9 protein-coding genes are annotated in these 8,178 nt (G+C 67.2%); 2 read left to right on the top strand and 7 right to left on the bottom strand.

Features of this window, described 5'->3' with window-relative positions; genetic code table 11:
* Positions 1–415: 415 nt before the first annotated feature.
* The 5 genes from VM054_08860 to tmk form a co-directional block, all read right to left on the bottom strand.
* Positions 416–1,144, bottom strand: a complete 729-nt coding sequence (locus tag VM054_08860; GenBank protein HUT99172.1) for a hypothetical protein — start codon at positions 1,142–1,144, stop codon at positions 416–418.
* A complete protein-coding gene (locus VM054_08855; GenBank protein HUT99171.1) occupies positions 1,134–1,493 on the bottom strand; it encodes a hypothetical protein in 360 nt (119 codons plus the stop codon). Before VM054_08855 ends, VM054_08860 begins: the two co-directional genes overlap by 11 nt.
* 1 nt (position 1,494) lies before the next feature.
* Complete coding sequence (gene ricT, locus VM054_08850) at positions 1,495–2,304, bottom strand: regulatory iron-sulfur-containing complex subunit RicT (protein ID HUT99170.1); 810 nt, start codon at positions 2,302–2,304, stop codon at positions 1,495–1,497.
* 327 nt (positions 2,305–2,631) lie between these two features.
* Positions 2,632–3,546: a DNA polymerase III subunit delta' gene (gene holB / locus VM054_08845; protein ID HUT99169.1), complete on the bottom strand. Its 915-nt coding sequence runs from the start codon at positions 3,544–3,546 to the stop codon at positions 2,632–2,634.
* Entirely contained in the window at positions 3,539–4,171 is a 633-nt protein-coding gene (gene tmk, locus VM054_08840; protein ID HUT99168.1) for a dTMP kinase, read from the bottom strand. Before tmk ends, holB begins: the two co-directional genes overlap by 8 nt.
* A gap of 97 nt (positions 4,172–4,268) precedes the next feature.
* Between tmk and VM054_08835 the strand changes: the two genes are divergently transcribed.
* Positions 4,269–5,510, top strand: a complete 1,242-nt coding sequence (locus tag VM054_08835; protein HUT99167.1) for a CNNM domain-containing protein — start codon at positions 4,269–4,271, stop codon at positions 5,508–5,510.
* The gene (locus VM054_08830) at positions 5,507–6,736 is read left to right on the top strand and encodes a hemolysin family protein (protein HUT99166.1); all 1,230 of its coding nucleotides are present in this window, start codon (positions 5,507–5,509) and stop codon (positions 6,734–6,736) included. The genes VM054_08835 and VM054_08830 overlap by 4 nt, the downstream gene beginning before the upstream one ends.
* A 388-nt stretch (positions 6,737–7,124) precedes the next feature.
* Here VM054_08830 and VM054_08825 read toward each other — a convergent pair whose 3' ends face one another.
* Positions 7,125–7,916: a DUF3800 domain-containing protein gene (locus VM054_08825; GenBank protein HUT99165.1), complete on the bottom strand. Its 792-nt coding sequence runs from the start codon at positions 7,914–7,916 to the stop codon at positions 7,125–7,127.
* A gap of 42 nt (positions 7,917–7,958) precedes the next feature.
* A partial coding sequence (locus tag VM054_08820) for a ribose 1,5-bisphosphate isomerase (GenBank protein HUT99164.1) occupies positions 7,959–8,178 on the bottom strand: 220 nt, incomplete at its 5' end.

Below are 8,178 nucleotides of genomic sequence, written 5' to 3'. Positions count from 1 at the left end.
TGCGATGTTGTCGGGCCCGGCGCTGGCGTCGGTGTAGAGATATGAATGCCCGTCCCGGAAGTAGACGATGATGGTCCCCGCGCCGAGTTCGTACCCGACTACGTTAGAGTTCCCACCAAGATTTGCGTACGTCTGCATGATCTACTTCCTTAGCTGAATTATTTTAGTTTCACCGCCTTAAAACTCTTCCACCATCAACTCGTTTTCTGCCCGTGTCGTGCCTTTATACGGTCGGACATGAGAACCGTATCTTACGAAAGACCTATTCGGTATTGAGAGGAACTAGAAGCATGACGGCCAGCGCCGCGATACGCAGATACCCCAGGGTCGTCTTCACGGTCGCCCTCTGCTTTTATATTTTTTTTATGGGGCGCGAGCCGGTGCGCCGAGGGGCGTATCGGGACGTCCCGACGGCTCACGGCACGACGTAGCGGGTTTCGGCGCGCATGTGCGGTTCCAGGCCCAGACGCAGGTCCTCGACCACCGGCTGCACCAGCGAGTTGAAGACGCCCATGAGCTCGGAGCGCGTGGGCGTGCGGTTCGTGTTGTTCATCTCCACCCGCTCGGAAGAAATCCGGTGCCAGACGACATCGCCGGTTTGGGCGTCGTAGGCGCGGACGGAAATCTCCAGGACGTACACCGTCCCGGTGCGGCGCGTGTCGGCCTCCCAGGAGCGGCCCCAGGCCATGGACGGGCTCTGGCTCTCCTCCACGTCGTAGCTCTCGGCGAGGCGCTCGGCGTAGTCCTGGGCGTCGCGACGGCTGAAGACGACCTTCCCGGTCACCAGCACGGCGGCACCGGCCTCCCGCGTCCGGCCCAGCGCCGCATCCAGGTCTTCTCCGGCGAGGTCGTAGAGCGGCGCCGACGGGTCGGTCTCCTCCAGGCCCCGCACGACGGCGAAGCGTCCGCCGGCGTTTATCCTGTCCCGCACCCGCTCGGCGGCCATCGAGCCGAACTCGATCTCCCCCCCGTAGGCGAAGTCCTGCACCGCCAGGGTCGGGTAGGCCTCGGGGTCCAGCTCGCCCTCGGCCCGGAGCTCGATGGTCAGCTCGTCCGAGGTGCGGCAGCCCAGGAGCGCCAGGACGAAGAGGGGCGCGAAACGAAGCGGAGTGAGTAATGCCCCGGTAAAATGCCTAATCTTCATCCTCGTCCTCCTGGGGGTAGAGCTCGGGGTGGGCTTTGCGGAAGGAGAGGAGGTTGTCGCGGATTTCGTCATCGTCGGGCGCCAGGGCCACGGCCCTCTCGTAGAGGTCCTGCGCCGGGAGGATGTCCCCCAGCGCCTCGTGGGCCACCGCCAGGTTGTTGAGGAGACCCGGGTCGTCGGGGGCCAGCTCGTCGGCGCGTTCCCAGCGGTCGAGCGCCTCGCGCCAGAGCCCGGCCTGCGCCGCCCGGTGGGCGAAGTCCCGGTAATCGTCCAACCCCGCCCGGTGCCCGCACCCCGCCGCGAGCGCCAGTGCCACGAGAACGACCGAAACGGCCGCGGCTCTTTTCATTTTATCCGGCCTCCCCGTCGTCCCCGGCGAGGCGGTCCGGGGTGAGCTCCTCGCGGGTGCCGTCTGCGCGCTCCACCACCAGGGTGCCCTTCACGGCGTTCACCTGGCGCACGACGGCCTCGGCGCCGTCGGCGAGGATCACCCGGCTGCCGCTGCGGGGCAGCCGCTTCACGGCGTCCAGGTAGTAGTCGTACTCGTAGGCCAGGCAGCACATGAGCCGCCCGCACAGGCCCGAGATGCGGTTGGGGTTGAGCACCAGGTTCTGCTGCTTGGCCATTTTAATCGTTACCGGGTCGAAGGTGCGCAGCCAGTTGGAGCAGCAGAGCTCCCGGCCGCAGGAGGCGTATCCGCCCAGGCGCCGGGCCTCGTCGCGGACGCCCACCTGGCGCATCTCGATGCGGATCTCTAGGCGCCGGGCCAGAATCGCCACCAGCCGCCGGTAGTCCACCTTCTCCGGGGTGGTGAAGAAGAAGGTGACGGCGTCGCCGCCCACCGCGGCGGAAACGTCCACCAGCTTCAGGGGCAGCTCCTCCTTGAGCTCCTTGAAAAGACGCGCCGCGCGGCGTTCCAGCTTTGCCGCCTCCGCCATCCGCGCGATGTCGTCGGCGCCGATGGGGCCGATCACCCGGCACGGCAGGTGGTGCACCGTTTTTTCCACCAGCGGCACACCGGTGCGGGCCACCTCGGCGAAGCGCTCCCGGCCGTCCACCACCACGCGGTAGCAATCGCCCACGGCGGGCTCCCCGCCGTCGCAGTGGCCCAGCAGGCGCAGGTGGTCTTCGCGCAGGCGGAACTCGGTGTAGAGTCTCATGTATCAGCGCCTTAATCTACGACGGGAGGGGCGATTCGATGCCCATTATAGCGGAAAATTTTATCACCGCCCGGCGGAGCATGCCGTAGCTTCCTGTGCCCTGACAGCGGTGGTTCTCGATCCGGGTTGCGATGGTGTAGGGCGGCCCCTCCGCGGGCCGCCGCGCTTTCCACGTTCCTGACCCCGACCCTCACCCGGCCCGTCGGCGCGCCGCTCCCTGGAAGGGAGAGGAGAAGATGCGGCAGCCCTCACCCCCATCCCCTCTCCCACAGGGAGAGGGGGGCGGGCCGACCTGAACGGCGCGCCGTCGGTCGGCCCCTACGAGGATTACGTGCCGTTCGCGACGACTCGCAGGGCCAGTCCGCCCAGGACCGTCTCGGCCGCCAGGCGCAGGTTGGCGTTCCAGGCAATTAAAAGCGCGGTATGTTCCAGTTCCCGCGCGGCGTGCGCGGCCCATTCGTCGTCGGGGTCCTCCCCGCAGCGCCTCCCGGCCAGACGGGCTAGCCCCTCGAAGAGCGCCCGGGCGCCCTCCCTGTCACCGAGCTCTGCGGCGACGGCGTACACGCCGGCCAGGTCGCCTTTCAAAATCGTCTCCCACACCCCCGCGGCGGCCTGCGCCAGGGTGTCATCGCCCGCCAGGCCCCGGGCCAGGCCCACCGAGCCCTCGGCGGTTTCGGCCGCCCGCCGGGCCTCCTCCGGCTCCAGGCCCTCGCCTTCGAGAATTTCCGCGATGAGCCCCCGCGGCAGCCTCCCGCAGCGCAGGAGCTGGCAGCGGCTCACAATCGTCGGCAGGAGCGCCTCCGGCGAGTCCGCGGTCAGCAGCAGGACCGCCCCCGCCGGCGGCGCCTCCAGCGTTTTCAACAGCGCGTTCTGCGCCTCGGGGGTCAGCCGCTCCGCCCGGGGGATGAGCGCCGTCTTCCGCTTCCCCTCGACGGGAGCGCGGCCCAGGGCGGTCACCAGGGAGCGGACCTCCGCTATCCCCAGCGACGCCCCCTCCTCGGGGAGCGGGAGGAAATCGCCAAAGTTCCCCGACTCGAACCGGCGGCAGGGGGGGCATGCGCCGCAACCGGCCTGATCATCGCAGGCCAGCGCCCGGGCGAAGTCGCGCGCCAGGGTGGTCTTGCCCACGCCCGCCGGGCCGTGCAGAAGGTAGGCGTGGCCCAGCCGGCCGCTCGCCAGGGCCGAGGCGAGAACGCGCCTCGCCGCTTCCTGGCCCCGGACGCCCGTGCGGAAATCACCCATCGCTCCCGCCTTCCACGATGGCCATCACCCGGTCCCAAATCTCCCCGGCCAGTTCGGGGATGCTCCGGGAGGCGTCGAGGACCAGCCAGCGGTCCGGCTCGCGGTGGGCGATGTCCAGGAACCCCCGCCGCACCCGGTCCAGAAAAGAGGTCGAGCGCTCCTCGATGGCGTCGAAGACGGTCTGCAGCCGCCGCAGACCCTTGGCGGGGTCCAGGTCCAGAAGGATGGTGAGCGACGGCGCCAGACCCTCCGTGGCGAGGTTGATCGCCGATTCCACCGTGTCCTCGGTCATGCCCAGGCCGTAGCCCTGGTAGGCTCGGGTGGAGTCGGCGTAGCGGTCCAACAGGACGATCCAGCCCTCCTCGATTGCGGGCAGTATGAGGCGGTGGACCAGCTCGGCCCTGGCCGCGGCGAAGAGGAGGAGCTCCGCCGAAGGGGTGCGCTGGAGCTTTCTGTCCAGGAGCATCTCGCGCACCCGCTCGCCCAGGGGGGTGCCGCCGGGCTCGCGCAGACGCATCACCGGGACGCGGTCGCCGTCCAGCCGCTCCGCCAGGAGTTCGAGCTGGGTGGTCTTCCCCGCCCCGTCCATCCCCTCGAAGGAGACCAGGTGACCCCGCCGCGCCACTTCCGCTCCCTTTCAAAAAAAGCCCGGGATCATTTTAGCACAGGGGACGGCCGGACGCCCGCTTTACCCCCTCCGAAGGCTCTGGTAGAATCAAGAGGTGCTCGCGCTTCGGTTCACCGTTCTGGGGTTTCTGTTCCTCTTCTCCGCCTTCTTCTCGGGGTCGGAGACGGCGCTCTTCTCGCTCTCCGCCGCCCGGATCGAATCGCTCTCCCGCTCGGCCAACCACCCGGAACGCCGCATCGCCCGGCTGATGCGGGAGCCCTCCGGCATCCTGGTCACCCTGTTGTTCGGCAACATGCTGGTCAACGTCGGGGCTGCCTCCCTGGCCACCGACCTCTTCCTGGACCTCTTCGGGCGGGGGGGTCTGGAGCTCGCCGGGCTGGTGATGACCCTCGCCCTGTTGATTCTGGGCGAGGTGACCCCGAAGAGCCTGGCCGCGCACCGTCCACTGGCCCAGGCCCGCCGGTCCTCCGGTCCCCTGAATCTCTTCCACCGCCTCGTAGCCCCGGTGCGGCTGCCGCTCGCCGCCCTCTCCCGCTCCCTGGTCCGCTCCCTGGAGGGGCGGCTCGCCAGGAGCGACACCCCCTCCGCCGAGGAGCTGCGCACCGCCCTCGAGATGGCCGGCCAGGAGGGGGAGCTGGACGAGGAGGAGGAGACCATCATGGTGCGCCTGTTCGAGCTGGACTCGAAGCGGGTGAGGCGGATGATGACCCCGGCGGCGGACATCGTCTCCCTGGGGGTGGACTCGACCCCGGCCGAGGCGCTGGCGGTCTTCCGCCGCTACCAGTTCAGTCGGCTGCCCTGCTACGAGGGCGACCCCGATAACTGGGTGGGGGTGGTGCGGGCCCAGGACGTCGGCCACGCGGTGCTCGCCGGCCCCCCGGCGGACCTCCGGCCCCTCCTGCGGGAGGTCCACTTCGTCCCCGAGGAGGCCACCGCCCTGACACTCCTGGCCCACTTCCACCGCACCCGGACCCACCTGGCCCTGGTCTCCGACGAGTACGGCGTATTCGTCGGTCTGGCGACGCTCCAGGACATCTACGACGAGTTGGAGGAGTCCCCGCGTCACAACCCGCGGCTGCGGCGCCAGGCTCCGGGGCGCTTCATCTGCGCGGGCTCGGTGGCGCTGGACGACTTCAACCGGGCTGCGGGCGCGAAAATCTCCGACGACGACTACAGTTCGCTGGGCGGCTGGCTCACCGGCCTGGCGGACCGCATCCCGCGCGCCGGGGAGCGCCTCGTCGCGGCGGGGTTCACCTTCACCATCCTGGAGGCCGAGCCGACCCGCGTCGTGCGCGTCCTGGCCCAGCTCACGGCGGACGAGGGGGGTGTGGAATGATCCTCCTCGCGCTCCTCTTGTTGCTCGCCGTCCTTCTGGTCGCTTTCTTCGCCGGGATGGAGACGGCCTGCATCTCGGCCAACCGGGTGCGGCTCACCACGGCCGCGCGCGCGGGCGACGGTCGGGCCCGCGTCGCCCTGAGGCTCCTGGCGATCCCGGACCGGCTCATCACCACCTGCCTCGTGGGGACCAACATCGGGGTGGTCGGCGCCTCCTTCATCGCCACCGCCCTCATGGTGGAGCTCCTGCCCGCGGACGCCCGGGGCTGGGCCGTGCTCCTCACCAGTCTCGCGCTGACCCCGGTCCTGATGATCGCGGGGGACCTTCTGCCCAAGGCCGTCGGGCGGGCCTTCGCCGAGGAGCTGACCCTCGCGGCGGCCTACCCCCTGAGCGTGTTGGACTGGGTCCTGACGCCCATCTCCGTCGTGGCCCTCGGGCTCTCGCGCCTGCTGTTGCGCCTGCAGGGGATAAAGCCGGGGACCCAGCAGCGGCTGACGCGCGAGGAGCTGCGGGTGATGATGCACCAGGGTGCGCGGGGGGAGGCCATTGACGACCGGACGGCGCGCATGGTCGGGTCGGCCTTCACCTTCTCCTCCCGCGAGGTGCGCGAGGTGATGACGCCCCTGCGCGAGGTCCAGGCCCTTTCCACGGAGGCCGCCGTCCCCGAGGCCTTCGCCGCCGCCGTGGACTCGGACTCCGCCTTCATCGTCGTCTATCGGGACCGGATGGACGCCATCGTGGGGGTGGTGCCGGTGATCGAGCTGGTGCGCGCCCCGCTCCAGGCCACCCTGGACCGCATCATGACCGAGCCGCTCTTCGTGCCCGAGAGCAAGAACCTGCGCGGGATGCTGGAGACCTTCCGCCGGCGGCAGGTGAACCTGGCCGTGGTGGTGGACGAGTACGGCAGCACGCTGGGGGTGGTGACCCTGGACGACGTGGTGGGGACGATAACCGAGGCGACGCAGGAGGGGCTGGCCGCGCCGGGCTCCCTGGACCGCGGCGAGTCGGTCGCCCTGCCCGCCGACCTGCCGCTGGCCGAGCTGGCCGAGCGCTACGAGGTGGATCTCCCCGAGGGAGACTACGCCACCCTGGGCGGCTTTCTGATTGATCGGCTCGAGCGCATCCCCCGGGCCGGGGAGGAGGTCGTACAGGGAGCTTACGCCCTGCGGGTGCTGGACGCCACGCCGCGGCGCGTGGTGACCGTGGTCATCGAGCGGAGGCATTAGCGCCGAGGTGGGGGGCGGGCGGGTGTGGACACCCGCCCCTACGTCTATACCCGGCGAATCCCCGTAGGGGCGACCGTCCACGGTCGCCCGCGGGCGGACCTGAAGGTCCGCCCCTACGTCATCGCAATCCGCGAGGCGCGGGTCAGGTTGAGGGTGGCCGCATTTCCCCTCCCCCCTCTGGGGGGAAGCGCGCTTACGGGCTAGGGTGAGGGTCGGGGATTAATGCGGCGGGGATGGGAATCCCCGCCCTACATTTCAGCGTGCGGTTATAACCATCCGCCCTGAAACTTGACTATTATGTAAAAAGTGTATAAACTGATTTTGCAGGCATGCGCGGGAGCTACCGCAGGTCGCCCGTTGAGGGTGGCAGCGCCGATGGCGTGGGATCCTACGGCCCGGGGCCTGCTTCGAGTACCCTGTAAAGCTCGGTCCTTTTTACCCCCTCGATCGCTTCTCGGGGGGTAATTTTTATCCCGTAACCCCAGGTGTTGCCTTGCCGGTTGTATATAACCGGTTTAAATGTTGCTATGTAACGGGTCTCGACGTTACCGTACCGGTTGGGTTCAAGTGCGTTAAAAAGAGAACCGGCGTATGCGTCCGCTGCTTGCAAACCAGCGCTTTTACCAGGACGCCAGGTCTTTCTGCCTTCAAGGTCTAAAAAATCGAACTCTATTCGGATGTCGATACCAGAATCCCGCTGATTTTTCAGTTTCCGTAAATACTGGTCTAGTTTTTCATAAGACATACCGCTTCTATTTGAAAAGACCAGTTCGATTTTACCATCGCCGACAGAACCCTTCCCAGAGTCCCGAGCGAGCCAGGATACACGTTCAAGTAAAAAGCGTATGCTGTAAAAGTATAAGCGATAGCTCTCCGTGAATTTTTCTGGTTCTAATAAAGCGGTTTTATCTACCGCTACGGCGATGCAGCGGATTGGTAAACTAGCCATTTTATCGGCCAGTACAACCTTTTTATCATGTTTTAATCTTTTCCAATGCACGGGTTTCTTCGGTGGCATTTCAAACAACTCACGTATTTTCCGCATGTTTTGTATTATTGAATTGTCGTTGATCTTTCTAACGATGACCGCTGATTGGATAAACCAACGCGAACTGCCCGCGCCGAATTTGAACCCCTCACAACCGGATTCATCTATGTAGCAACGAAATGATGCACCCATAATTCCCCACCTTCAATGATCTATCCGAGAAGGCCCCGGCTTCTATTTCCCCAGAATCTCCCGGCAGACCTCGGCCCCCCGGCGGCCCGACATGAGCATCGCCCCGAACGTCGGCCCCATCCGCGTCAGCCCGTGGAACGTCGCCACGCTCATCCCGATGGCCACCAGCCCGGGGTAAACCTCCCCGGTGTGCGCGACGATTTCGTCCTCGGAACGCTCGATCCAAACCGGCTGCTCTTTTTGGAGCTCCATGAGGCCCCGC

This window comes from bacterium, from assembly GCA_035528375.1.
GTDB lineage: Bacteria > RBG-13-66-14 > RBG-13-66-14 > RBG-13-66-14 > RBG-13-66-14 > RBG-13-66-14.
The sequence above is the reverse complement of the archived record's forward strand: the minus strand, read 5'-3'. Positions and strand labels throughout refer to the sequence as shown.